The organism is Mycobacterium sp. E1214, from assembly GCF_001666755.1.
Lineage (GTDB): Bacteria > Actinomycetota > Actinomycetes > Mycobacteriales > Mycobacteriaceae > Mycobacterium.
Genome location: NZ_LZJC01000151.1, coordinates 19388 through 44051, shown reverse-complemented (window position 1 = coordinate 44051; position 24664 = coordinate 19388). Strand labels below are relative to the sequence as shown.

The window sequence follows — 24664 nt, the reverse complement described above, 5'->3', positions numbered from 1 at the left end:
TGTCCACAGTAATCCGAATGCGGCGTCACGACGTCGTTGCGTTGAGCACAGCCACTTTGCAATTGCACCGCGACGGAGTTCGGGTGCCCACCTACGACCGGTCCGCGCTCTCCCCGGGAATCGTCCACATCGGTGTGGGCAATTTCCACCGGGCGCATCAGGCGGTCTACCTCGACGAACTCGCGTGCCGAGGCGTCTCGACGCAGTGGGGCATCGTCGGGGTGAGTCTGCGCCACCCCGACGTTAAAAAGCTTCTGGCGAGCCAAGATTGGCTTTACACCGTCACCGAACGCGGACGGGAGGCGCAGAACGCCCGCGTGGTGGGCTCACTCTGCGGTTGGCACTACGCCGCGGACGAGCGGGACGCGGTGCTCGCCGCCCTCACCGACGAGCGGACTCGCGTGGTGACCATGACGGTGACCGGCAACGGGTACTTCGTCGATCCGCACACGCAGAAATTCGATGTCACCGCCGACGACGTGCGCGCCGACCTGTACGCGCCGGACCAATTCAGGACGCCGTGGGCCTACCTTACCGAGGCGCTGCAGCGCCGTCGGCGCAACGGCATAGCCCCGTTCACGGTGTTGTCCTGCGACAACATGCCCGACAGCGGCCGGACCGCCCGCGCCGCGCTGGTCACGTTCGCCACGTTGCGCGACGGTGCCCTCGGGCGATGGATCGACGCGAACGTCGCGTTCCCGTCGAGCATGGTGGACCGCATCACGCCGCACACCGAGGCGGCTCACCTGCGGTTCGTCGAGCGCAGATTCGGCGTGGCCGACCGGGCGCCGGTGCTCACCGAGCCCTACCGGCAGTGGATTGTCGAAGACACCTTCAGCAACGGCCGCCCGCAGCTGGAAGAGGTCGGCGTGCAATTCGTCACCGACGTCAGCGCGCACAAGCTGATCAAGACCCGGCTCCTCAACGGAACGCACAGCGCCATCGCCTATTTGGCGACGCTGGCCGGGTATCAGCGGCTCAACGACGCCATGAACGACCGCGCGTTGTACTGCTACGCCGAACAGCTGATGCGGGAGGAGATCGCGCCGCTGCTGCCGAAAGTCCCCGGAGTCGACGTCCAGGCGTACTGCACGACGCTGCTCGACCGGTTGAGCAACCCGCACATCAGCGATCGGATGTCGCGGCTGGCGCGGCGCGGTTCGGAGAAGATGCCGGCATACCTGCTGCCCTCCCTGCACGAGGCGATCGCCCTCGGCCGGCCGCACGGCCTGCTGATGCTGGCGGTCGCGGGTTGGGCCCGCTACCTCTACGGATACGACCTCGCCGGGGCCGCCATGGCGATCGAGGACCCGCAGGCCAAGCTCTTGACCATGCTGGCCTCGCTGGGCAAGACCTACCCCAAACCGCTGCTCCGGCATGAAGCGTTCGGTGAGCTGCGCCTGGTGCCCGACTTCGTCCGCCTCCTCGGGGAGATGATCGGCGAGATCGACACCTACGGCGTGACGGCCGCGTTGCGGCGCTGTCAGGGCACCGATTACCGAGACCTGTTGTCCCAGTGAGCCTCCCGCGCGAGGCCGGTCTAGGCGCAGCGGGGGGCCGCCCAAAGCGCAACGGCGACAGCGCCGCGCACCGGCCGGCGGTCGTCGTGCCACACTGACCGGGTGCCCGGTTCCCTGTGCGACATCATGCCCGCGGCGGCGGCCCTGCTGGGCGCGCCCGGCGCGCACGACGCCCTGGGGCTGGCCGACGCGGTGGGCGCCGTCGACCGCGTCTGCGTGGTGCTGGTCGACGGGCTGGGCTGGCAGCTGCTGCCGTCGCTGGCCCCCGCGGCGCCGCTGTTGGCGTCGGTGCTGGCCGGCGAGGCCGGATGGATCAGCCGCTTGGATTGCACCTTCCCCTCGACCACGCCCACCAGCCTGGTGTCGCTGGGCACCGGTGCGCCGCCCGGCCAGCACGGCATTCTGGGCTTCACGCTCAACGTGCCCGGCACGGATCGGGTGCTCAACCACATCCGGTGGCGCGACGACCCGCCGCCCGGCGTGTGGCAGCCGCTGCCGACCTGGTTCGGGCGGCTCAACGACGCCGGCATCGCGGCGCGCGCCGTCCTGCCGGCGGCCTTCCTCGGCAGCGGGCTGACCGACGCGGCCTATCGCGGCGCCGCATTCCGCCCCGCCGAGCCCCGCGACGACTACGCGGCGCTGGTGGTCGACGAGCTGCGGGCGGCGCCGGGGTTGGTGTATGGCTACACCGCCGAACTGGACACCGCCGCCCACGTCTTCGGCGTCGGCTCGGATCAATGGCACACCGCCGCCGCCCAGGTCGACGCGCTGCTGTCCCGCTTGCGGGCGGGCCTGCCGCCGCGCGCCGCGCTGCTGGTGACGGCGGACCACGGCGGCCTCAACGTGCCGGCCGAGACCCGCGTCGACCTCGACGCCGACGCGCGCCTCGCCGCGGGCGTCCGGGTGGTGGCCGGTGAACCGCGGGTCCGCTACCTGCACACCGACCCGGGCGCCGCCGACGACGTGCGGGCAGCCTGGGCGGAGGTGCTGACCGGCCGCGCCGAGGTGTACAGCCGCGAGCAGGCGGTGGCCACCGGGATGTTCGGGCCCGTCGACCCGCGGCACCTCCGGCGACTCGGTGACGTCGTGGCGGTGTGCACCGGTGACACCGCGGTGCTGGCCACCGCCCACGAACCACCGGAGACGGCACAGCTGATCGGGTTTCACGGCGCCGCCACCGCCGCCGAGATGGCCATCCCGTTGATCGCGGTGCGCGGCTGAGGGCCGAATACACATCCGACTTGCACCGTTCTCACAGCTCGCACGGGCCGTCGCCGCAGGACGGTGTTGTAACGTCGGTCCACTGTGGGGCATCGGGACACTGGTCGAGCGCGACGATGGCTGTCGGCCGTCGGCGTGGCCGCCGCGGTCAGCCTCCTCGCCGCGCTCATCGCCGGATCGGCGCTGCGGCCGCAATACTCCGCCGCCACCCTGCCCGAGCCGGCGGTCTGGTCGCACGGCGCCGGCCACGTTGGGGTGCATGCGCGGCCGATGACTCGCCCCGCCGCCGCCCCGGCCGCGCCGGCGACCAAGAAGCCGTTCCGCAGCATGTGGATGACGCGCGAGCGGCCGCAGACCTGGACGCGGGGCGCGCCGCCGTGTTATCGCACCCCGCTGCCGGCGTCCTTCGCGGCCGCGCGCGTTGCGGCCGACGGCGCCCGCGCCGGGCCACTCTCCAATGCAGTGCTGGCTCAAAACCTTTCGACATCGCTGTGCATCGCGCGCTGCTGACGCGCGCTGTCGCTGAGACCTGACCGGGCTCGGCGCCGCGCGTTCGGCAGCGAACGCCTTTGGGCCGCAAACCTGTTGCGGCCGCGGGCCGGCCACCGCCGATGTCTGGAGACCGAAGAGCATGCATTTCACGACGCTTCCGCCGGAACTGAACTCCGCGCGCGTCCGTTCGGGACCGGGTGACCGTCCGCTGGTGCGCGCCGGCGAGGCGTGGCAGGTGCTGAGCGAGCGGCTGCGCGCCATGGCGGCCGCCTACGCGCCGATGGCCGCCATGCCGTCGGCCGCGGCCATGGCCGCCTGGCTGACCACCGTCGCCGAGCAGGCCGAGGAGACGGCGGCCCGGGCCGGCGCGGCGGCCGCGGCGTACCGGGCCGCGGTGGCCGCCACCGTGCCGCCGGCCGAGATCGCCGCCAATCGCCTGCAGCGGACGCTGCTGGCCTCGACCGACCCTCTGGGCCGGACGGCCGCGGCGATCGCGGAGCTCGACGGCGAGTACGACCGGATGTGGGCCCGCGACGCCGACGCCCTGCGCGACTACGCGAGCGCGTCGGCCCGGGCGGCGGCGTTGACGCCGTTCGCCGCGCCGCCCGGAGCCTGGCGGGCCGGGGCGTCGGGCTGCTGGAAGCTGACGGCGGCGCCGGACGTGGTCTCGACCGGCCGACAGGTGATGCCGGCGATCGCCGACGCGCTCGCGCGGCTGGCGTCGACGCCGATCCCGCCGTTCACCGCGGCGCTCGCGCCGGTCACGTCGTCGCTGTCCAAGCTGAGCTCGCTGTCGGCGCCGTCGGGCCTGGCGATAAGCCACCTCAACGCCGCGAACAAGGACGCCGCGCTGCGCGCGCTGTTCCCCCGGCGGGGCAACGGCGGGCCGGCCGTGCGGGTCGCGCGTGGCCGCGCGGCCGTCGTGGGCGCGCTGTCGGTTCCGCCGTCCTGGACGCGGGCCACGCCGCCGGTCGCGGCCGCCGCGGTCGGCGCCGCCCAGGGCTGGGCCACCGAGCGGCTACACCTGGTCGCCGGGAGCGAAGCGCCGTCGGGCCGGGGCGCGGCGGCGGTCAAAGGGGGGTGACGTAGGCGGCGCTGATGCCGCCGTCGACCAGGAACGTCGACGCGGTGATGAACGACGCGTCGTCGCTCGCCAAAAACGCCACGGCGGCCGCGATCTCGTCGGGATCGGCGAACCGCCCGACGGGCACGTGCACCAGCCGGCGGGCGGCCCGCTCGGGATCCTTGGCGAACAGCTCCTTGAGCAGCGGAGTGTTGACCGGGCCGGGGCACAACGCGTTCACGCGGATGCCCCGCCGGGCGTACTGCACCCCCAGCTCGCGGGACATGGCCAGCACCCCACCCTTCGAGGCGGTGTAGGAGATCTGCGACGTCGCCGAGCCCAGCACCGCGACGAACGACGCCGTGTTGATGATGGAGCCCGTGGCCGCCGGCACCATGTGCCGCAGCGCGGCCCGGCAGCACAGGTACACCGACATGAGGTTCACCTCCTGAACCCGTTGCCACGCCGGCAATTCCGTGGTCTCGATGAGATCATCGTCGGGCGGTGAGATGCCGGCGTTGTTGAACGCGATGTCGATGCGACCGTATCTGGCCGCCGCGGCGTCGAACAGCTCGTTGACCGCGTCCTCACGCGACACATCGGCGGGCACGTACAGCCCCGAAAGTTCTTCGGCCGCAGCGCCTCCGGCGTCGCCGTCGATGTCGGCCACCACGATGGTGGCGCCTTCGGCGCGCATCCGGCGTGCCGCGGCCAACCCGATGCCGCTGCCGCCGCCGGTGACGACGGCGACGCGGCCCTTCAGCCGCTGGGTGAGATCGACCGGCACCGGCTACGCCTCCTTGATCGCGATGAACACGTTCTTCGTCTCGGTGAAGTGCAGAGGCGCGTCCGCGCCGAGCTCGCGGCCCAGGCCCGACTGCTTGAACCCGCCGAACGGCGTGGTGTAGCGCACCGACGAGTGCGAATTGACCGACAAATTGCCGGATTCCAGCGCCCGCGACACCCGCAGCGCGCGGGACAGGTCGTCGGTCCAGATCGACCCGGACAGGCCGTAGTGGGTGTCGTTGGCCAGCGCGACGGCGTCGTGTTCGTCGTCGAAGGCGAACACGGTGACGACCGGGCCGAAGATCTCCTCCGTGGCGGCGCGGTCGGTGCGTTGCGGTGTCAACACCGTCGGCGGAAACCAGAACCCGCGCCCGCTCGGCGCGTCGCCGCGGAACGCGATCGGCGCACCGTCGGGCACGTAGGAAGCCACCTTCTCGCGGTGCGCCGCTGACACCAGCGGACCCATCTCGGTGTCGGGCGAGGCCGGGTCACCCACGACGACACCGCGCACCGCGGGCTCCAACAACTCCATGAATCGGTCATACACGGTGCGCTGCACCAGTATTCGGCTCCGGGCACAGCAGTCCTGCCCGGCGTTGTCGAACACCCCGGCCGGCGCGGTGGCGGCGGCGCGCTCGAGGTCGCAATCGGCGAAGACGATGTTGGCGCTCTTGCCGCCCAATTCCAGCGTCACCCGTTTGACCTGAGCGGCCGCGCCGACCATCACCTTCTTGCCGACCTCGGTGGACCCGGTGAACACGATCTTGCGCACGCCGGGGTGGGTGACCAACCGCTCCCCCACGACCGCACCGCGGCCCGGGAGCACCTGCAGCAGGTCTTCGTCCAGCCCGGCCGCCACCGCCAGCTCGCCGAGCCGGATGGTGGTCAACGGGGTCCACTCGGCGGGCTTGACCAACACGGCGTTGCCGGCGGCCAGGGCCGGCGCGATGCCCCAGGCCGCGATCGGCATCGGAAAATTCCACGGCGTGATCACGCCGACCACGCCCAGCGGCTCGTTGAAGGTGACATCCAACCCGCCCGCCACCGGAATCTGCTTGCCGGACAGCCGTTCCGGGCTGGCGGCGTAGAACGTCAAGACGTCGCGGACGTGGGCCGCCTCCCACTGGGCCGAGGCCAGCGGATGCCCGGAGTTGGCCACCTCGAGCGCGGCCAGTTCGTCGCGGTGGGCGTCGACCACGGCGGCGAAGTCCCGCAGGGCCGCGGCCCGTTCGGCGGGGGCCAGCCGCGCCCACCGCCGCTGGGCGGCCTGCTCGGGGCGCACCGCGTCGTCGACCGCCGCGGCGTCGGCCAACTCGACCGACCCCAGCGCCTCCTCGGTCGCCGGGTTGATCAGCGGCGCCGTGTCCATGCTCAGCTCACCCGCCGGGCGTGCGCGCGGGCGGCGGCGACGATGGCGGCGAAAAGCCGCACGTCGTCCGGGGATTGCTCGGGATGCCACTGCACCGCCAGCACGAAATCGTCACCGGGCAACTCGACCGCCTCCACGACGCCGTCGGCGTCGGTCGCGCTGACCTCGAGGCCCGCGCCGACTTTGTCGATGGCCTGATGGTGATAACACTTCCCCTCCGCGCGCTCCCCGACCAGCGCCGCCAACCGGGTGCCGGCGACCGTGCGCACCGGCACCCGCGTGAACACGCCGTTGCCGGCCCGGTGGCCGCTGTGCCCGAGCACGTCGGGCAGGTGCTGGTGCAGCGTGCCACCGAAGGCCACGTTGAGCACCTGCGCACCGCGGCAGATGCCCAGCACCGGCAGGCCGCGGTCCAAAGCCGCACGCAGCAAGGCGATTTCCCAGGCGTCACGGTCGGTGCGCGGCGCGTCGGTCGTGGGATGGGGTTGCTGGCCGTAGCTGGCGGGGTCCAGGTCGTAGCCACCGGTGATCACCAGCGCGTGCACGCTGTCGAGCACCGCGGTGACGGACTCTGGGTCGGCCGGTTGCGGGGGCAGCAGCAGCGGAACCCCGCCGGCCAGCTGGATCCCCTGGAAATAGTCGGCGGGCAAGTAGGCCGCGGGAACGTCCCAGATGCCGGTCCGCACCCGTTCGAGATAGGTGGTCAGGCCGACCACCGGGCGGCTCGGGCTATAGCCGTTCAAACCCACGCATCCTCTCCCAGTCGGTCACCGCCGCGTTGAACGCCGCAAGCTCCACCCGGGCGTTGTTCAGGTAGTGCGCGACAACGTCGTCGCCGAAGGCCTCCCGCACCCGCGGCGACGCCTCGAACGCCGCGGCCGCCTCGGCCAGCGTGGCCGGCAGCCGTTCGACGCCGCGGGCCTGGTAGGCGTTGCCCGTGAACGGCTCCCCCAACGTCAGGCCCTGCTCGATACCGTACAGCCCGCCCGCCAGCAGCGCCGCCACGGCCAGATACGGGTTGACGTCACCGCCGGGCACCCGGCACTCGACCCGGGTGCTGCCGCCGTGCCCCACCACCCGCAGGGCGCAGGTGCGGTTGTCCAGCCCCCAGCACAGCGCCGTGGGGGCGAAGCTGCCGTCGGCAAATCGCTTGTAAGAGTTGACATTAGGGGCGAGGAACAACGTGTGGTCAGGCAGCGTCGCCAACACGCCGGCGAGAAACCGGCGGAAGGTCGCCGACATGCCGTGCGGGCCGTCGGGATCGGCGAACACCGCGGCGCCGGCGTCATCACGCAACGACAGGTGGATGTGGCAGCTATTGCCTTCGCGCTCATCGTATTTCGCCATGAACGTCAGGCTCTTGCCGTGCTGGTCGGCGATCTCCTTCGCGCCGTTCTTGTAGACGACGTGGTTGTCGCAGGTGACCAGCGCCTCGTCGTAGCGGAAGCCGATCTCCTGCTGCCCGCGGTTGCATTCGCCCTTGACGGCCTCGAAGCGCAGCCCGGCGCCCTGCATGCCCCGCCGGATGTCGCGCAGCAGCGGCTCCATTCGCGACGACGCCGCGATCGCATAGTCGATGTTGTAGTCGCTGGCCGGCGTCAGGCCGCGGTACCCGCTCGCCCAGGCCTGCCGGTAGGGCTGCTCGAAGACCATGAACTCCAGCTCCGTGGCCACGTCGGCGACCAGCCCGCGCTCGGCCAACCGGTCGAGCTGGCGGCGCAGCACGGCACGCGGCGACGCGGTGACGGGGCTACCGTCGGGCCAGCCCACGTCGGCGATCACCAGCGCCGTCGCGGGCAGCCAGGGAACGAGCCGCAGGGTCGCCGGGTCCGGGCGCATCACCATGTCGCCGTAGCCGGTGTCCCAGCTCGACATCGCGTAGCCCGGCACGGTGTTCATGTCGACGTCGACGGCGAGCAGGTAGTTGCAGCAGTCGGCGCCGTGGGTGAGCACCTCGTCGACGAACAGCGACGCCGACACCCGTTTGCCCACCAGGCGGCCCTGCATGTCGGCGAAGGCGACGATGACGGTGTCCACCGCGCCCGCGTCCACGAGCTGTTCGAGCGCGGCCACCGACAGCGCCGGCCCGCTCGAAGGTGTCAGGGCGCGTTCCCGGTCGGCCATGACCGTCTAGTCAACCAGGCTTCACCAGGTGCTGGTGCGCAAGACGATCTCGGCGGCCAGTTGGGCCGTGGACTCCTGAACCGTGCGGCGCCCCAACTGCACCACCCGGTATTCGGCGTAGACGTATTGCTGGCTGGCGCGGGCCACCTCGCGGGCGGCCGGGGAGCTCGCCAGCACGGTGGTGCTGATCTCGACCGGCGGGCAGTGGCCGTCGCGCTCGGGGCCGCCCTGCCCGGACGCCCGCGGGTGCCCGCGGTCGACCACCACGAGACCCACGAACCGGCCCAGCTTGGTCGCCGCCAGCTCCCACGCGAGCTGGCCGCCGGCGCGGTCGCCCACCACCACGGCCCATCCGATGCCGAGGGCGTCCAGGATGCCGATCACCGCTTTGGGCGTCAGCCGCGGATCTAGGCCGATGACCACGGTCCGCAACGACGCGGTGTGCAAGCGCTCGCACACCGCGTCGTACGCGGCGGGAGGGCGTTGCTCGTCGCTCACGATGACGACGACGACGCCCTTTTCGGGGCCGGCGACGTGTACCGGGACGGGAAACCCGTCGAGCGTGGTCATCATCGAGGGCACCTCCGCACGCTACAGCCACTCGGCGTGCGCGCGCGACGGTTCTGCACATCTTGGCTGGCCCGGCAACTTCGCCGGTTTCGCCGTGCGGCTGCCGGCATCGTTGGCAGCAACCGCGAGGGGCATCCCGGTTCTGCCGAATCCCTCACGGCCGCAACGCCGTTGCGATCCGCGGCCGAGGCGGCGGTGGACCGTGCAGCAATGTCCAGATGGCGTCGATGTCCAGGTGCGCGGCGAGCAGGTCGGCGGCCGCGTCCAATTGGGCGTCGCGCCGCGCGCCGACATCGGTCTCGGCGGGGACGAAGCCGCCCCGACCGGCCGCCGCGGCGACCCGGGCCAGCCAGTCGCGCCGGAAGCCGTCGTTGTCGAGCAGGCCGTGCCAATGGGTGCCGAAGACCGCGCCGCGCACGACGCCGTGCGGCTCCCCGTCGCGGCCGAACCATTCGTCCTCGGCACACCGCGTGAGCCGGCCGTGGTGGATCTCGTAGCCGGCCAGCGGCGCCCCCCAGCGGCGCAGCACTTTGGCCGGGGCGAAGGCGATGTCGGCGTCCAGCAGCCCCAGCCCGGCCGTCCGGCCGGCCTTGGACTCCACCGGGTCGTCGATGCGTCGGCACAGCATCTGGAAGCCGCCGCAGATCCCCAGCACCGGCCGGCCGGCCGCGGCGTGCCGGGCGATCGCGTCGGCCAGGCCGCGCTCGCGCACCCAGGCCAGGTCGGCGACCGTGGCCTTGCTGCCGGGTAACACGACCAGGTCGGTGTCGGCCAGGTCCGCGGGGTCGGTCACCCAGCGCACCAGCACGCCCGGCTCGCAGGCCAGGGCCTCGACGTCGGTGGAGTTGGAGACCCGGGGCAACCGGACCGCGGCGACCCGCAGCCACTCCTCGCCGCGCGGCGGCTCGGGCGTCCCGACCACCCGGTGCGCGACCACCGACAGCGAGTCCTCGGCGTCGAGCCACAGGGCGTCGGTGAACGGCACCACGCCGTAGGTGGGTCGGCCGGTCAGGTCTCGCAGTTGGTGCAATCCCGGTTCGAGCAACGCCGGGTCGCCGCGGAACTTGTTGACGACGAAGCCGGCGATGAGCGCCTGGTCGGCGGGCTCGAGCACCGCCACCGTGCCGAATAGGTGGGCGAGCAGGCCGCCGCGGTCGATGTCACCGACCAGGATCACGGGTAGGTCGGCGGCCCTGGCCAGCCCCATGTTGGCCAGGTCGGTGGCCCGCAGGTTGATCTCGGCGGGCGAGCCCGCACCCTCGCAGATGACCGCGTCGAATTCGTCACGCAGCGAAGCCAATTCGTCAGCCACGACCGCGGCGAGGCGGTCCCGGTGTCGGACGTAGTCCGCCGCCGCGACCGAGTCGGCCACCTGGCCCTTGATCACCAGCTGCGAGGTGCGGTCGCCGCCCGGCTTGAGCAGGATCGGGTTGAACCGCACGCTGGGTTCCAGGCCGGCGGCCCGCGCCTGCAGCGCCTGGGCCCGGCCGATCTCACCACCCTCGACGGTGACGACGGAGTTGTTGGACATGTTCTGCGCCTTGAACGGCGCGACCTTGATCCCGTCGCGCGCCAGCAGCCGGCACAATCCCGCCACCACGACCGATTTGCCGGCGTCGGAGCTGGTGCCCGCGACCAGCAGCGCCCCGGTCACCGGTTCACGGCAGCGTGAGGATCTCGACGCCGGTGTCGGTCACCAGCAGCGTGTGCTCGAACTGGGCGGTCCACTTGCGGTCCTTGGTGACCACGGTCCAGCCGTCGTCCCAGATCTCGTAGTCCAGGCCGCCGAGGTTGATCATCGGTTCGATGGTGAACGTCATCCCCGGCTGCAGGACGGTGGTGATGGAGGGTTGGTCGTAGTGCAGCACCACCAGCCCGTTGTGGAAGGTGGTGCCGATGCCGTGCCCGGTGAAATCGCGAACGACGTTGTAGCCGAACCGGTTTGCGTACGACTCGATGACGCGGCCGACGATCGAGAGCGCCCGGCCAGGCTTGACGGCGTTGATCGCGCGCATCGTCGCCTCGTGGGTGCGCTCGACCAGCAGCCGGTGCTCCTCCCTGACGTCACCGGCGAGGAAGGTGGCGTTGGTGTCGCCGTGCACGCCGTCGATGTAGGCGGTGACGTCGATGTTGACGATGTCACCGTCCTGGATGACCGTCGAGTCCGGGATGCCGTGGCAGATCACCTCGTTCAGCGACGTGCAGCACGACTTCGGGTAGCCCTTGTAGCCCAGGGTCGAGGGGTAGGCGCCGTGGTCGATCATGTAGTCGTGGGCGATCCGGTCGAGCTCGTCGGTGGTCACCCCGGGCGCCACCGCCTTGCCCGCCTCGGCCAGGGCGCGGTCCGCGATCCGGCCGGCCACGCGCATCCTCTCGATGACGTCGGGCGTCTGCACCCACGGCTCGCTGCCCTCCTGGGCGGTGCGCTTGCCCACGTATTCGGGACGGGCGATGCGGGCGGGCACCGGCAGGGTCGCGGACAGTTCGCCGGGGGCGAGGGCGGTGCGGGCGGGCATACGACCAGCTTAATAGCTGGTGACCGCCACGCGTCGGCGACCGCGTGGGCCGCCGGGCGTGCGCCGGCGGCGTCGAGTGTGCTCGGGTGGCGGTAATTCGGCGGTAGCACCGCCGTGGCTGCACACCCGGCCGCTCCGGGCGCCCCGCGCCGTCGTCAGGCCGGCCGGGCGCGGCGCCGCAGCGACCGGCGGGGTCCGCGGATGATCACCGACCCGCACACCACGCGGCCGGTGAGCACGACGTGGGGGCGGCCCTCCCCGGGCGCGTCCTTGCGCCGGTCGCTGGCGCTGCCGCCGTAGACCTCGACGTCGTCGATGGACGCGCTGGCGCCGTCGGGCAACCGGATCTCGACCGAACCGAGGCGCATGTCGAGTTCGATCACCACCACGGGGCCGGCGAACCGCGCCCTGGTCAGGTCCAGGTGCACCGACCCCACCCGGCGGACCAGGGCCAGCCGGGTGGGCACCATCCATTCGCCGTGGCGTTTGAGGGACCCCGCCCAGCCGCGCAGCTCCACCCGGTCGGCGGCGGAAGTGACGATGGCGCCGGGACCCGGCAGGTCGCCGACCAGGCCGTCCAGCTCGCCGCGGGTGCGCGCGTAGGAGACCTGCGACGAGCGCTGTTCGAACTCGTCGATATCGATCAGCCCGAGCGCAACGGCGTTGTGCAGCCGCCGCATCGTGCCGTTCCGGTCGGCGTCCGAGACCCGCAACGCCACCATGTCTTTACCGGGCTCCGTCATGGCCTTTCCTGACGCCGACAACCATCGCCCCCGAATTTACGCCGCGGTGCCGGGCGGCCCACCGGCGTCAGGCCAGGAAGTTCGGCGGCAGCGCCTCGAACATGAACTTCGTCATGCGCACCGCCCACTCGGAGCTGCCGCCGCCGACGATGAGCGAAGCGAAGGCGAGGTCGCCGCGGTAGCCGGCAAACCAGGAGTGCGATCCCCCGGGGAACTCCGCCTCACCGGTCTTGCCGTACACCTCGCCGCACCCGGCGATCTCCTTCGCGGTGCCGTTGGTGACCACCAGCCGCATCATGGGCCGCAGCGCGTCGACCATCTTGGGGCTGATCGGCGTGGCGTCGCCCTGGACCGCCGTCTGCCGCCCCGCGATCAGCTGCGGCACCGGGGTCCGCCCGGCGGCCACGGTCGCGGCCACCAGGGCCATGCCGAACGGGCTGGCCAGCACCTTGCCCTGGCCGAAGCCGTCCTCCGTGCGTTCGGCCAGGTCCACCGTCGGCGGCACCGAGCCCGTCACCGTGCTCACGCCGTCCATCGAGTAATCCAGGCCGATTCCATACTGGGCGGCCGTCTGGGTCAGGCCGCGGGGCGGCATCTTGCTGCTCAGTTCGGCGAACGTGGTGTTGCACGAGCTGGCGAACGCCCGCGACAGCGACACGACGCCGAGGTCGAAACCGCCGTAGTTGGGAACGGTGCGGTGCCCGATGTCGAGGTGGCCGGGGCAGCCGAGCATGGAGTTGGGCGTGGCCATGTCGCGGTCGACGGCCGCGCCGGCGGTGATCATCTTGAAGGTCGAGCCGGGCGGGAACAGGCCGTTGGTGGCGGGCAGGCCGTCGGCGTCGGCGCCGCCGTTCTGGGCGATCGCCAGGATCTCGCCGGTCGACGGCTTGATGACGACGATCATCGCCTTGCCGCCCTTGTTGTCGACCGCGCGTTGGGCGGCGTTCTGCACGACGCGGTCCAGCGTGATCGACACCGACGGCGCCGGTGAGCCCTCCACCTCGTGCAGCACCTCGAGCTCGACGCCGTTCTGGTTGACGCTCACGACCCGCCAGCCGGCCTCGCCGTCAAGTTGGTCGGCCACGGACTTCTTGACCGCGGCGACGACCGATGGCGCGAAATGCGGGTCGGTGGGCAGCATTTCGGGTTGCGGGGTGACCACGATGCCCGGCAACCGGCCGATCAGCGGGAACACCTTGTCGTTGTCGGCGGGCAGCAGAGTCACCCCCAGGTCCACCTGGTTGGCCGACGAGCTGGCCCGCTCGGCGAGCAGCTGCGGGTCGGTCAGCGTGTCGTTGAAGGGCCGCAACACGTCGACGATCGAGTGGGTGGTGAAACTCAGCGACTGCGGCGGGCCGGCCTTGGTGGCGTCGAGCGCGTAGTGGTACACGAAGCCGGGCACCAGGACGTCGCTGCCGCCCAGGTCGTTCACCGAGGCGCGGCGGGGCCGGTCGGCCCGCAGGGCGAACGTCTGGTGCTCGCCCAGCTTCGGGTGCAGCGCCGTGGTGGTCCAACGGACCTCCCAGCGGCCCTCGTCGCGCGCCATCCGGAGCTGGCCGTCGTAGCTCCAGTTCCGGTTCTTGGGCAGGTGCCAGGTGAACCGATAGTTGACCGTGCCGGTGTCCTCGGCGTACTTGGCGTTGAGGATCTGCGCGTCCAGGTGGCTGGCCTGCAGCCCGGCCCACGCGGCGTTGAGCGCCTCGCGCGCGTCGTTCGGGCTGTCGCTCAGTTGCGCGGCCGTCGCGGTGTCACCGATGGCCAGCGCGTGGAAGAACTTCTCCGCCGCGGGGCCGGGGCCTTCGGGGCGTGGCGTGCACGCCGACAGGCCGATCGCCGCGACGAGCAAGACCACTGAGGCACCTGAGGCCAATGTTGTTCTCGTTACCATCGTTGCTGATGTTAAGAACTGAGGCGTCGGCAGCCGCGCCGACACACCGACGCCGAATCGTTATGGACGGGTTACGCCAGGCGGTGGCGCGTTCGTGGGCCACCGGTGGCGCCAGCGTGCCTGATGCAGCCGCGCCCTCGAGCACCTGGCCGCCGCGCCCCGGCGCTCAGTCCAGCAGGACCGTGGCGAAGGTCCCGACCTCGGTGAAGCCCGCCCGCGCGTAAGCGGCGCGCGCCACCGCGTTGAAGCTGTTCACGTACAGGCTGGCGGTGCGCCCGGTGCCCACGATCACCGCGGCCACGGTGGCGGTGCCGGCGGTCCCGAGCCCTCGCCCCCGCATCTCGGGGTGCACCCAGACCCCCTGGATCTGGCCGACGCTGGGCGACTGCGACCCCACCTCGGCCTTGAAGACGACCTGGCCGTGTTCGAAGCGCGCCCAGGCGCGCCCGGCGGCGATCAGGCTGGCCACCCGGCGCCGGTAACCCCGGCCGCCGTCACCGAGCCGGGGGTCGACCCCCACCTCGCCGATGAACATGTCGACGGCCGCCACCAGGTAGGCGTCCAGCTCCTCCGGCCGCACCTGGCGCACCGCGGGGTCGATGTCGCAGGCGGGGTGCTTGGTCAGGGCCAGCAGCGGCTGGTGGTCGCGGACGTCGCGGGCCGGGCCCCACGCCGGCTCGAGCCGCTCCCACATGGGCATCACCAACTCGGCGCGGCCCACCAGCGACGAACAGCGCCGCGTGCCGCGCATCGCCTCGTCGGCGAAGGCGTTCAGGTCGGCCGCCGCGCCGCGCAGCGGAATCAGGTTCGCCCCCGCGAAGCACAGCGATTCTTCAGCCCCGCGCAGCGTCCACAGTTCGCCGCCGATCGAGTTCGGGTCGATGCCGTGGTCGGCGACGCGGGCCGCGACCATGCACGACCCCACCGGGTCGTCGTCGAGCACCCGCCAGACGGCCGCGGCGTCGCGCACCACGGACACCCGTCGGTCGCCGACTAGGCGGAACAGGGGCGGAGCCGACATGTGGCGAACTCTCTGTGGTGCGAATCGAAGCGGCCAAACGACGCCGGCCGCTATTCAGCTTACGGTCACAACCGGCGAACCGCTGGGTGTTGCGTCCGGACCGTGATCGTCGTTCATCTCGGCGGCGATGCGCATGGCTTCCTCGATCAGCGTCTCGACGATCTGCGCCTCGGGCACCGTCTTGATCACCTCGCCGCGAACGAAGATCTGCCCCTTGCCATTTCCCGACGCGACGCCCAGGTCGGCCTCGCGGGCCTCGCCCGGCCCGTTCACCACGCAGCCCATCACCGCGACGCGCAGCGGCACGTCCAGGCCGTCCAGGCCGGCCGTCACCTCGTTGGCCAGCGTGTAGACGTCCACCTGCGCGCGCCCGCACGACGGGCAGGACACGATCTCCAGCGACCGGGGCCGCAGGTTCAACGACTCCAGGATCTGCGTGCCGACCTTGACCTCTTCGACCGGGGGCGCGGACAACGACACCCGGATGGTGTCGCCGATGCCCCGCGACAGCAGCGCACCGAAGGCGACCGCGGACTTGATGGTGCCCTGGAACGCGGGGCCGGCCTCCGTGACGCCGAGGTGCAGCGGGTAGTCGCATTGCTCGGCGAGCTGCTCGTAGGCGGCCACCATGACGACCGGGTCGTTGTGCTTGACGCTGATCTTGATGTCGCCGAAGCCGTGCTCCTCGAACAGCGAGGCCTCCCACAGCGCGGACTCGACGAGGGCCTCGGGTGTGGCCTTGCCGTACTTCTCCATGAACCGCTTGTCCAGCGACCCGGCGTTGACGCCGATGCGGATCGGGATGCCCGCCGCCGCGGCGGCTTTGGCGACCTCGCCGACCCGGCCGTCGAATTCCTTGATGTTGCCGGGGTTCACGCGCACCGCGGCGCACCCGGCGTCGATCGCGGCGAAGATGTACTTCGGCTGGAAGTGGATGTCGGCGATCACCGGAATCTTGCTCTTCTTGGCGATCGCCGGCAGCGCGTCGGCGTCCTCCTGGCGCGGGCACGCCACCCGGACGATGTCGCAGCCGGCGGTGGTCAGCTCGGCGATCTGCTGCAGCGTCGAGTTGACATCGTGGGTCTTCGTGGTGCACATCGACTGCACCGAGATCGGATAGTCGCTGCCGACCCCGACGTCGCGGACCATCAGTTGGCGCGTGGTCCGCCGCGGGGCGAGCGTGGGCGCCGGGGGCGCCGGCATGCCCAGGCCAACGTTCACAGTGTCATTTCCTTCGAGTCGTCATTGGAAGAGTCTGATCGGGTTGACCAGATCGGCGGTCACGGTCAGCAGCATGTAGCCGACCACGAACACGAGCACGACGTAGGTCGCCGGCATCAGCCTGAGGTAGTTGACGGGCGCCGCCGCGACCTTGCCGCGGGCCGACCGCACGAGGTTGCGGATCTTCTCGTAGACCGCGATCGCGATGTGTCCGCCGTCGAACGGCAGCAGCGGCACCAGGTTGATCGCGCCCAGGATGAGGTTCAGCTGGGCCAGGAAGAACCAGAACGCCACCCACAGGCCGTGGTCGACGGTGTCGCCGCCGATGATGCTGGCGCCGACGACGCTCATCGGGGTCTGCGGGTCGCGCTGGCCGCCGCCGATGGCGTGCACCAGCGCGCCCAACTTGGTCGGGATGGCGACCAGGGCCTTGCCCACCTCGCCGGTGAGGCTCCACGCGAACGCGACGGTGGCCGGCACGGCGGAGAGCACGTTGTAGTGCGCCGGCGCCACCCGGACCGCCGCGACGCCGATGGCGCCGACGGTCGAGGGCTGGGCCGCCGAGTCGTGCCCGCCCGCGGCGACGAACCGCTGGGTGGGGGTCACGTCGACGTAGGCGGTGATCGGGGTGCCGTTGCGCTCGACCACGACGGGCACGGTGCCGTGCAGCTTGCGGATGGCCGCGGCCATGTCCTCGAAGGTGGCCACCCGGGTGTCGCCGACCTTGACGATCACGTCGCCGGGGCGGATGCCGGCGAGCGCCGCCGGGCCGGGGCCGGTGCAGTCGGCAACCTTGCCCGGAGCGACTTCCGGTGCGACACAAGCGGTTTCGCCGACGATCGCCTGGGTGGGCGGGTGCAGGTTCGGCAGCCCCCAGATCAGCGCGATGACGTAGATCAGCACCAGGCAGATGAGGAAGTTCATGCCGGGCCCGGCGAACAGCACGGCGACGCGCTTCCACGCGGCCTGCTTGTACATCGCGCGCTCGGTCTCGTCGGGCGCCAGTTCCTCGACCGAGGTCATCCCGGCGATGTCGCAGAAGCCGCCCAGCGGAACGGCTTTGACGCCGTACTCGGTCTCGCCGCGGCGGGTCGACCACAGGGTGGGGCCGAAACCCACGAAATAGCGGCGCACCTTCATGCCCGTCGCCCGCGCAACCCACATGTGCCCGCACTCGTGCAGGGCCACCGAGATCAGGATGGCAAGGGCGAACAGCACAATGCCGATGACAAACATCATGTCGCTGTCAGCACCTTTCTGACGTTGTGTTCGGAGGCGTCACCGCACGACCTCGGCGGGGCGTTCGCGGGCGACGGCGCGTTGCGCCCGCTCCCGTGCCCAACGCTGCGCATCGAGTACCTCATCCACGTTAGCGGGTGTGCGGGCCCATTGGTCGGCGGCGTGCAGCACGTCGGCGATGGTTTTCACGATCGCGGGGAACCCGATGCGGCCGCGCAGGAAGGCCGCCGCCGCCTCTTCGTTGGCGGCGTTGTAGACCGCGGTCAGGCATCCGCCGGTCTCGCCCGCGTGCCGGGCCAGTTCCACCGCGGGGAACACGTCGCTGTCCAGGGGCTCGAACTCCCAGGTGGCGGCAGTGCTGAAGTCGCACGAGCGCGCCGCGCCCGGCACCCGGTGCGGCCAGCCCAGGGCCAGCGCGATCGGCAGCTTCATGTCCGGCGGGCTGGCCTGCGCGATCGTCGAGCCGTCCACGAAGGTGACCATCGAATGAACGATTGACTGCGGGTGCACCACCACCTCGATGCGGTCGTAGTCGATGCCGAAGAGCAGGTGGGTCTCGATGAGCTCCAGCCCCTTGTTGACCAGGGAGGCCGAGTTCAGGGTGTTCATCGGCCCCATCGACCAGGTGGGGTGGGCGCCGGCCTGCTCGGGGGTGACGTCCTCGAGTTGGGCGGCGGTCCAGCCGCGGAACGGGCCGCCGGAGGCGGTCAGGACCAGCTTGGCGACCTCGTCGGGGGTGCCGCCGCGCAGGCACTGCGCCAGCGCGGAATGTTCGGAGTCGACGGGCACGATCTGCCCCGGCCGGGCGGCGCCCAGGACAAGCGGGCCCCCGGCCACCAGGGATTCCTTATTGGCCAGCGCCAACCGGGCGCCGGAGTCCAGCGCCGCCAGGGTGGGCCGCAGCCCCAGCGCCCCGACCAGCGCGTTGAGCACGACGTCGGCCTCGGTTTCCTGCACCAGCCGGGTGGCCGCGTCGGGCCCGCGGAACGCCACCTCGCCGGCCGCTTCCGCGGCGCGCTCGTCGGCGATGGCGATGTTCGTCACGCCGGTCTCGGCGCGCTGGCGCTGCAGCGTGTCCAGGTTCGCGCCGCCCGCCGCCAGGCCGACCAGCTCGAACCGGTCGGGGCTTGCGGCGATGACCTCGAGCGCCTGGGTGCCGATCGAGCCGGTGCTGCCCAGCACCAGCACGCGCAGGCGCGCGCCGGTTTGCCCGTCGGTCGTCGGATCGGTCACCGTTTCATTGTGCCGCCCGTGAGCCGGGGCGGGCCATCTGCTCGCCACGCCCGCGCGCCGGGTATGCCAGAATTCATCGGAACAAGCCGATCCGATCCGAAAGGGATGCGCCGTGGCCAGTACCGAGGTGGAGCACTCCAACGGCGTCGACACCTTCGAGGTGCCCTCGGCGGCCTGGGGTTGGAGCCGGATCAATCACCGCACCTGGCACGTGACCGGCCTGATCGGCTTCGTCTTCCTGCTGGCGATGCTGCGCGGCAACCACATCGGCCACGTCGAGGACTGGTTTCTGCTCGGGTTCGCCGCGTTGGTGCTGTTCATCCTGATCCGCGACCTGTGGGGTCGGCGGCGCGGCTGGATCCGCTAGCCACCGCTTCCCGCCCAGGATCGCGCCGTCGCGCCCGCAGGCCCGCGGCGACGACGCCCAGCGCGGCCAGCGCCGCCAGCCACGGCCACACCCCGTGCTGGTGCACCCAGCCCGCGACCGCGCCTTGCACCTGACCGGCGACCGCGATCACCGCGTCGCGCGGGTCGGCGGCGCCGTGGAGCAGGCGCAGCTCGTAATAGCCGTAGTAGGCGACGTAGAGGCCGACGACGATCAGCAGCGCCCCGCCGATCCGGTTGACGACGGGCAGTAGCCGACGCAGCCGGTCGACGATCGCCGAGCTGGCCGTCGCCGCCGCGACGGCCAGGACCCCGACGACCAGCGTCAGCCCCGCCAGGTAGGCGACGTAGACCAGTGCCCCGGTGACCGCCGACCGGGCCCGCAGCCCGGCCGCGGTGACGGCCAGGAAGGGGCCCACGGTGCAGGACAACGACGCGATCGCGTAGCCGACGCCGTAGCCGTACATGGAGCCGAGGCGGGCGCTCGGCGCCCACCGCGCGGCCAGCCGCGCGGCACCGGCGATGGCAAGCGACCGGCCCGCCAGCAGCCAGCCCCCCAGCGCGACGAGCAGCGCACCGACGACGACCGTCGCGTACGGCACATACCGCTGGACGGCTGCGGCCGCCGAGAGGGTCAGGGCGCCGAAGACCCCGAACACCGTCACGAAGCCCAGCGCCATGCCGAGCGTCGCGGTCAGCGCACGTCCCAGCGGCGCCCCGGCCGACCGTCCGCCGTCGCCGTGCCCGCGCACCACCAACAGCAGGTACGCGGGCAGCATCGCGAAGCCGCACGGATTCACGGCTGCGACCAGGCCGGCGGCGAACGCGAGCCCGATCAGACCCCGGTCCACGCCTCTAGGACTTGAGGGCCGCGACCCGGTCCGACAGCTCCTGCGCCGACATCGCCGAGGTCGGGTTGTTCACGAACGTCGAGCTGCCGTCCGCGCGGTAGAACACGTAGGCCGGCTGCCAAGGGACGTTGTAGCGCGCCCAGATCGAGCCGTCGGCGTCGTTGAGGTTGGTGAAGTTGAGGTGGTATTTCGACACGAAGTCCTGCGCGGCGCCGACGTCCGAATGGCCCACCACGCCGACGAACGTGACACCCAGGTTGGCGGCGGCGGCCTGCGCGACGCCCGGGGCCTCGGCGTTGCAGAACGGGCACTGCGGCGCCCAGAACCAGAGCACGGCGGGCTTGCCTTGCAGGCTCGCGCCGTTGAACGGCGCCCCGCTCAGGGTGGTCCCGGTGAACTGCAGGCGGTCGTCGGCGGCCAGCGCGCGGGGAGCACCGCTCAGGCCGAGCAGAAGCGCCACCGCCAGCAGGGCTGCGGCAAACACGTGGCGGGGCGCGGACGAGCGAACGGTCATGGAGTCCTCATTTGCTGAAATCACGCCCTAGACAACGGCGCAGCCACCGGATCGGTTCACCTACCCGCCTTCGGCGGCCAGCTGTCCGCAGGCTCGGGTCAAAGCGCCTGCGCTCCACCTACCCGCCTTCGGCGGCCAGCTGTCCGCACGCGGCGCTGATCTCGCGTCCGCGCGTATCCCGCACCGTGCACGACACCCCCTGCGCCCGCACGCGGCGCACGAAATCGCGTTCCATGGCCTTCGGGCTGGCGTCCCAGTCGCTGCCGGGCGTGGGATTGAGCGGGATCAGGTTGACGTGCACCAGCGGTCCGAGCGCGCGATGCAGCCGCTGCCCCAGCAGGTCGGCCCGCCAGCCCTGGTCGTTGACGTCGCGGATCAGCGCATACTCCACCGACACCCGCCGGCCGGTGGTGTCGGCGTAGTAGCGCGCCGCGTCCAGGGCCTCGGCCACCTTCCACCGGTTGTTGACGGGCACCAGCGTGTCGCGCAGCTCGTCGTCGGGCGCGTGCAACGACAGCGCCAGCGTCACCCCGAGCCGCTCGTCGGCGAGCCTGCGGATCGCCGGGGCCAGCCCCACCGTCGACACCGTCACCGAACGGGCCGAGATGCCGAAACCGTGCGGCGGCGCGGCGGTGATGCGCTGCACCGCGGCCAGCACCCGCGCGTAGTTGGCGAGCGGCTCACCCATGCCCATGAACACCACGTTGGACAGCCGGTCGCCGAAGTCGTCGCGCAGCGCCGCCGCACCGGCGCGCACCTGCTCGAGGATTTCGGCCGTGGACAGGTTGCGGGTCAACCCGCCCTGACCCGTGGCGCAGAACGGGCAGGCCATGCCGCAGCCCGCTTGCGACGAGATGCACACCGTGTTGCGCTGCGGGTAGCGCATCAGCACCGACTCGACCGTCGCGCCGTCGACGGCCCGCCACAACGTCTTTCGGGTCTGGCCGGCGTCGCAGGTGATGTCGGAGACCGCGGTGAGCAGCGTCGGGAACATCGTCTCGGCGAGGGCGTCGCGCACACCGGCGGGCAGATCGGTCATCTGGCGCGGGTCGGCGATCAACCGGCCGTAGTACTGATGCGCCAGTTGCTTGGCGCGAAACGCCGGCAGGCCCAACTCGGCGACGGCCGACGCGCGGCCCTGCGCGTCGAGGTCGGCCAGGTGCCGCGGGGGCCGGCCGGGGCGGCGCTCGGAAAACGTCAACTGCACAACCATGACTGGTCCAGTATCCCCTCAGGGCACCAGTGTCAGCACCGTCCAGGCCGCCACGGCCGACGGCAGCACGCCGTCGAGCCGATCCATCAGGCCGCCGTGGCCGGGCAGCAGGCGGCCCATGTCCTTGATGCCGAGGTCGCGCTTGACTTGGGATTCCACCAGGTCACCGAGGGTGCAGGTGAACACCAGCACGACGCCCAACAGCGCGCCCACCCACGGGGGCTTGCCCGCCAGAAAGGTCGCGGTCAGGATCGCCGCGGTGATGCCGAGCACCAGCGATCCGGCCAGGCCCTCCCAGGATTTTTTCGGGCTGATCGCCGGCACCATCGGGTGTTTGCCGGCCAGGACGCCGACGGTGTAGCCCCCCACGTCGGAAGCAACGACGGTGATCATCAGGCAGAACACCCGGCCCGCACCGTCGGCGGGATAGACCAGCAGCGCGGCGAACGAGGCGAACAGCGGCACCCACGCCGCCAGGAAGACGGTGGCGGACGCGTCGCGCAGGTAGTTCGCCGACGCCGAGCCGTCGGCCGGGCCGGCCGGTTTGCTGTTGTCCTGCATGAACAGTCGCCAGAACATGCAGGCCATCACCGTGACACCGAATCCGGCCATCGCCCCGGCGGCGTGGTACGGCCAGGTCAGCCACACGGTCAGCTGGCCGCCGAGCAGCAGCGGGATGACGGGGATCAGGAATCCGGCCTCGCGCAGCCGCCGAACCACCTCGTGGGTGGCGACGAAGATGGCCGCAGCCACCAGCACCACCCAGTAGCGGGGGGCGTACACCAGCGTGGCGATCAGCACGCCGCCGATGCTGGCGCCGACCAGGATGGCCGCGCGCAGGTCGCGCCCGGCGCGGGAGGTCTTCTTCGCCGGCCGCTCGGCGGGCTTCTCGGCCGCGCGCGCCGGCTCGCGGGGAGGGATGCCTGCGCCGGTGTCTGCCACGGACCTGAAACGAATCAGCTGCTGAGCGGTCGCTAGACCTCCAGCAGCTCGCCTTCTTTGTGCTTGACCAGCTCGTCGATCTGGGTGATGTACTGCTGAGTGGACTTGTCCAGGTCTTTCTCGGCGCGGCCGACCTCGTCCTCGCCCGCCTCGCCGTCTTTGCGGATGCGGTGCAGCTCCTCCATCGCCTTGCGGCGGATGTTGCGCACCGAGACCTTGGCGTCCTCCCCTTTGCCCTTGGCCTGCTTGACCAGCTCCCGGCGGCGCTCCTCGGTCAGCTGCGGCACGGCGACGCGAATCAGGGTGCCGTCGTTGCTGGGATTCACGCCCAGGTCGGAGTTGCGAATCGCGGTTTCGATGGCGCCGAGTTGACCCGCTTCGTACGGCTTGATGACGACGAGCCGCGCCTCGGGGACGTTGATGCTGGCCAGCTGGGTGATCGGCGTGTTAGTGCCGTAGTAGTCGATCACGATGCGCGAGAACATGCCCGGGTTGGCGCGCCCCGTCCGGATCGTCGACAGGTCGTCGCGGGCCACCGATACGGCCTTTTCCATCTTCTCTTCCGCATCGAAGAGAGCCTCGTCAATCATCGTGCGCCGCTCCTTCTCATCGCTTCGCTCTGCATCGTCGCCGGCGCGCACGTGCGCCGCTCCTCCTCAGGTGGTGACCAGGGTCCCGATCTTCTCACCAGCGACCGCACGGGCGATATTGCCATTGGTCAGCAGGTTGAACACCAGGATCGGCATGCCATTGTCCATGCACAGGCTAAACGCGGTGGCATCGGCCACCCGCAGCCCGCGGTCGATCACCTCGCGGTGGGTGATGGCCGCGATCAGTTCCGCGTCGGGGTCCTCGCGCGGGTCCGCCGAAAACACCCCGTCCACGGCCTTGGCCATGAGCACCACCTCGGCGCCGACCTCCAGCGCGCGCTGCGCGGCGGTCGTGTCGGTGGAGAAGTACGGCAACCCCATGCCTGCGCCGAAGATCACGACGCGCCCCTTCTCCAGATGCCGCACCGCGCGCAGCGGCAGGTAGGGCTCGGCGACCTGTCCCATGGTGATCGCGGTCTGGACGCGCGTGACGATGCCCTCCTTCTCCAGGAAGTCCTGCAGCGCCAGGCTGTTCATGACGGTGCCGAGCATGCCCATGTAGTCCGAGCGGGTGCGCTCCATGCCGCGCTGTTGTAACTGCGCGCCCCGGAAGAAGTTGCCACCACCGATCACGACGGCCACCTGCACGCCGCCGCGGACGACCTCGGCGATCTGGCGAGCCACCCGGGCCACCACGTCGGGGTCGAGCCCGACCGAGCCGCCCCCGAACATCTCACCGCCCAGCTTGAGCAGCACTCGTGAATAGCGGGCCCGGGTGATGGGCTGGCCGGAGAGCGACCCGTTTTCCGGTGCGGACAGGGCAACGCCGTTCTCGGCGCTCGCCGACTGCGACCCGGGAGCCGCCGAGCCGGCGACGTGGGGCTCCGTGGGCTCCGTCATCAGACTCCTCGCATGACAGTGCCATCCCGGGCGACCTCATCCGGAACGGCAGTTCACATCCTGCCTCATCGCAGCACAATGCGGCTTCGGCGGGGTGCGTTATGGGCTGGTGTTTTGTTCACGACCGCGTCAAATGTTTGAGCCCGGCGCGGCAACGGGAATCCGCCCCATCGCGGGAGGACTGGCTGGCCTTAAGAAGTAGGGCCGTGCTGTGCCGCATGACGGGATCGATCGCTCGCGATCGGCATGAGCACCAGAGCTCAC

Annotated in this window: 24 protein-coding genes; 5 read left to right on the top strand and 19 right to left on the bottom strand. The window is 71.3% G+C overall.

The genetic code is table 11. The annotated features are described in order from the left end of the window. Positions 1–17 precede the first annotated feature (17 nt). From A5700_RS21310 to A5700_RS21295, 4 genes are all read left to right on the top strand, one after another. Positions 18–1520 carry a mannitol dehydrogenase family protein gene (locus A5700_RS21310; protein ID WP_068064501.1) on the top strand — a complete coding sequence of 501 codons (1503 nt, stop codon included), beginning with the start codon at positions 18–20 and terminating at the stop codon, positions 1518–1520. A 102-nt stretch (positions 1521–1622) separates the two neighbouring features. Then, positions 1623–2741, top strand: coding sequence for an alkaline phosphatase family protein (locus tag A5700_RS21305; protein WP_068064499.1), 1119 nt, complete (start codon positions 1623–1625; stop codon positions 2739–2741). A 135-nt stretch (positions 2742–2876) separates the two neighbouring features. Then, a complete protein-coding gene (locus A5700_RS21300) occupies positions 2877–3251 on the top strand; it encodes a hypothetical protein (protein WP_231973674.1) in 375 nt (124 codons plus the stop codon). Between the two features lie 121 nt (positions 3252–3372). Further along, positions 3373–4317, top strand: coding sequence for a PPE domain-containing protein (locus A5700_RS21295; protein ID WP_068064494.1), 945 nt, complete (start codon positions 3373–3375; stop codon positions 4315–4317). On the opposite strand, the gene A5700_RS21290 is transcribed toward A5700_RS21295, so the two are convergent. The 13 genes from A5700_RS21290 to dxr form a co-directional block, all read right to left on the bottom strand. Further along, positions 4304–5083 (bottom strand): 3-oxoacyl-ACP reductase, encoded by a 780-nt coding sequence (locus A5700_RS21290; RefSeq protein ID WP_068064492.1) that lies wholly within the window; start codon positions 5081–5083, stop codon positions 4304–4306. The genes A5700_RS21295 and A5700_RS21290 overlap by 14 nt on opposite strands. Before the next feature lie 3 nt (positions 5084–5086). After that, complete coding sequence (locus A5700_RS21285) at positions 5087–6451, bottom strand: aldehyde dehydrogenase (RefSeq protein ID WP_068204992.1); 1365 nt, start codon at positions 6449–6451, stop codon at positions 5087–5089. Between the two features lie 2 nt (positions 6452–6453). Continuing rightward, entirely contained in the window at positions 6454–7200 is a 747-nt protein-coding gene (locus A5700_RS21280) for a gamma-glutamyl-gamma-aminobutyrate hydrolase family protein (RefSeq protein ID WP_231973673.1), read from the bottom strand. Continuing rightward, positions 7181–8575, bottom strand: coding sequence for a glutamine synthetase family protein (locus A5700_RS21275; protein WP_068064485.1), 1395 nt, complete (start codon positions 8573–8575; stop codon positions 7181–7183). The genes A5700_RS21280 and A5700_RS21275 overlap by 20 nt, the downstream gene beginning before the upstream one ends. A 21-nt stretch (positions 8576–8596) precedes the next feature. Further along, positions 8597–9148, bottom strand: coding sequence for an alpha/beta hydrolase (locus tag A5700_RS21270; RefSeq protein WP_068064540.1), 552 nt, complete (start codon positions 9146–9148; stop codon positions 8597–8599). Positions 9149–9299: 151 nt separating this feature from the next. Then, positions 9300–10799 carry a cobyric acid synthase gene (locus A5700_RS21265; RefSeq protein WP_068064483.1) on the bottom strand — a complete coding sequence of 500 codons (1500 nt, stop codon included), beginning with the start codon at positions 10797–10799 and terminating at the stop codon, positions 9300–9302. A 4-nt stretch (positions 10800–10803) separates the two neighbouring features. After that, positions 10804–11661, bottom strand: coding sequence for a type I methionyl aminopeptidase (gene map / locus A5700_RS21260; RefSeq protein WP_068204988.1), 858 nt, complete (start codon positions 11659–11661; stop codon positions 10804–10806). A 155-nt stretch (positions 11662–11816) separates the two neighbouring features. Further along, complete coding sequence (locus A5700_RS21255) at positions 11817–12404, bottom strand: DUF1707 domain-containing protein (RefSeq protein ID WP_068064476.1); 588 nt, start codon at positions 12402–12404, stop codon at positions 11817–11819. A gap of 67 nt (positions 12405–12471) precedes the next feature. After that, complete coding sequence (locus tag A5700_RS21250; protein WP_068064474.1) at positions 12472–14292, bottom strand: penicillin-binding transpeptidase domain-containing protein; 1821 nt, start codon at positions 14290–14292, stop codon at positions 12472–12474. A gap of 166 nt (positions 14293–14458) precedes the next feature. Next, positions 14459–15313, bottom strand: a complete 855-nt coding sequence (locus A5700_RS21245) for a GNAT family N-acetyltransferase (RefSeq protein WP_068064471.1) — start codon at positions 15311–15313, stop codon at positions 14459–14461. Positions 15314–15367: 54 nt separating this feature from the next. Next, positions 15368–16534, bottom strand: a complete 1167-nt coding sequence (gene ispG / locus A5700_RS21240; RefSeq protein WP_156671339.1) for a flavodoxin-dependent (E)-4-hydroxy-3-methylbut-2-enyl-diphosphate synthase — start codon at positions 16532–16534, stop codon at positions 15368–15370. 21 nt (positions 16535–16555) lie between these two features. Further along, the gene (locus A5700_RS21235; RefSeq protein ID WP_068064466.1) at positions 16556–17773 is read right to left on the bottom strand and encodes an RIP metalloprotease; all 1218 of its coding nucleotides are present in this window, start codon (positions 17771–17773) and stop codon (positions 16556–16558) included. Between the two features lie 39 nt (positions 17774–17812). Then, entirely contained in the window at positions 17813–19006 is a 1194-nt protein-coding gene (dxr, locus tag A5700_RS21230) for a 1-deoxy-D-xylulose-5-phosphate reductoisomerase (protein ID WP_068064464.1), read from the bottom strand. Between the two features lie 112 nt (positions 19007–19118). Here dxr and A5700_RS21225 point away from each other — a divergent pair, with 112 nt between their 5' ends. Further along, positions 19119–19373: a DUF2631 domain-containing protein gene (locus A5700_RS21225; protein WP_068064462.1), complete on the top strand. Its 255-nt coding sequence runs from the start codon at positions 19119–19121 to the stop codon at positions 19371–19373. Here A5700_RS21225 and A5700_RS21220 read toward each other — a convergent pair. The 6 genes from A5700_RS21220 to pyrH all read right to left on the bottom strand — a co-directional run bounded on the left by A5700_RS21220 (position 19324) and on the right by pyrH (position 24400). Next, positions 19324–20241 (bottom strand): cytochrome c biogenesis CcdA family protein, encoded by a 918-nt coding sequence (locus A5700_RS21220; RefSeq protein WP_082960302.1) that lies wholly within the window; start codon positions 20239–20241, stop codon positions 19324–19326. The genes A5700_RS21225 and A5700_RS21220 overlap by 50 nt on opposite strands. 4 nt (positions 20242–20245) lie before the next feature. Continuing rightward, positions 20246–20755, bottom strand: coding sequence for a redoxin domain-containing protein (locus A5700_RS21215; RefSeq protein WP_068064459.1), 510 nt, complete (start codon positions 20753–20755; stop codon positions 20246–20248). A 118-nt stretch (positions 20756–20873) separates the two neighbouring features. Then, positions 20874–21968 (bottom strand): 23S rRNA (adenine(2503)-C(2))-methyltransferase RlmN, encoded by a 1095-nt coding sequence (gene rlmN / locus A5700_RS21210; protein ID WP_068064458.1) that lies wholly within the window; start codon positions 21966–21968, stop codon positions 20874–20876. Between the two features lie 18 nt (positions 21969–21986). After that, the gene (locus tag A5700_RS21205) at positions 21987–22910 is read right to left on the bottom strand and encodes a phosphatidate cytidylyltransferase (protein WP_082959782.1); all 924 of its coding nucleotides are present in this window, start codon (positions 22908–22910) and stop codon (positions 21987–21989) included. Between the two features lie 32 nt (positions 22911–22942). After that, positions 22943–23500 carry a ribosome recycling factor gene (gene frr / locus A5700_RS21200; protein ID WP_068064456.1) on the bottom strand — a complete coding sequence of 186 codons (558 nt, stop codon included), beginning with the start codon at positions 23498–23500 and terminating at the stop codon, positions 22943–22945. A gap of 66 nt (positions 23501–23566) precedes the next feature. Next, the gene (gene pyrH / locus A5700_RS21195) at positions 23567–24400 is read right to left on the bottom strand and encodes a UMP kinase (protein WP_068064454.1); all 834 of its coding nucleotides are present in this window, start codon (positions 24398–24400) and stop codon (positions 23567–23569) included. Positions 24401–24664 lie beyond the last annotated feature (264 nt).

What these genes read in the sequence shown, in the direction of transcription:
- A5700_RS21310 (WP_068064501.1), top strand. Translation starts at nt 18, where the DNA reads ATGCGGCGTCACGACGTCGTTGCGTTGAGCACAGCCACTTTGCAATTG.
- A5700_RS21295 (WP_068064494.1), top strand. Translation starts at nt 3,373, where the DNA reads ATGCATTTCACGACGCTTCCGCCGGAACTGAACTCCGCGCGCGTCCGT.
- A5700_RS21285 (WP_068204992.1), bottom strand. Translation starts at nt 6,451, where the DNA reads ATGGACACGGCGCCGCTGATCAACCCGGCGACCGAGGAGGCGCTGGGG.
- A5700_RS21275 (WP_068064485.1), bottom strand. Translation starts at nt 8,575, where the DNA reads ATGGCCGACCGGGAACGCGCCCTGACACCTTCGAGCGGGCCGGCGCTG.
- A5700_RS21270 (WP_068064540.1), bottom strand. Translation starts at nt 9,148, where the DNA reads ATGATGACCACGCTCGACGGGTTTCCCGTCCCGGTACACGTCGCCGGC.
- map (WP_068204988.1), bottom strand. Translation starts at nt 11,661, where the DNA reads ATGCCCGCCCGCACCGCCCTCGCCCCCGGCGAACTGTCCGCGACCCTG.
- A5700_RS21255 (WP_068064476.1), bottom strand. Translation starts at nt 12,404, where the DNA reads ATGACGGAGCCCGGTAAAGACATGGTGGCGTTGCGGGTCTCGGACGCC.
- A5700_RS21250 (WP_068064474.1), bottom strand. Translation starts at nt 14,292, where the DNA reads ATGGTAACGAGAACAACATTGGCCTCAGGTGCCTCAGTGGTCTTGCTC.
- A5700_RS21245 (WP_068064471.1), bottom strand. Translation starts at nt 15,313, where the DNA reads ATGTCGGCTCCGCCCCTGTTCCGCCTAGTCGGCGACCGACGGGTGTCC.
- A5700_RS21235 (WP_068064466.1), bottom strand. Translation starts at nt 17,773, where the DNA reads ATGATGTTTGTCATCGGCATTGTGCTGTTCGCCCTTGCCATCCTGATC.
- A5700_RS21215 (WP_068064459.1), bottom strand. Translation starts at nt 20,755, where the DNA reads ATGACCGTTCGCTCGTCCGCGCCCCGCCACGTGTTTGCCGCAGCCCTG.
- rlmN (WP_068064458.1), bottom strand. Translation starts at nt 21,968, where the DNA reads ATGGTTGTGCAGTTGACGTTTTCCGAGCGCCGCCCCGGCCGGCCCCCG.
- frr (WP_068064456.1), bottom strand. Translation starts at nt 23,500, where the DNA reads ATGATTGACGAGGCTCTCTTCGATGCGGAAGAGAAGATGGAAAAGGCC.
- pyrH (WP_068064454.1), bottom strand. Translation starts at nt 24,400, where the DNA reads ATGACGGAGCCCACGGAGCCCCACGTCGCCGGCTCGGCGGCTCCCGGG.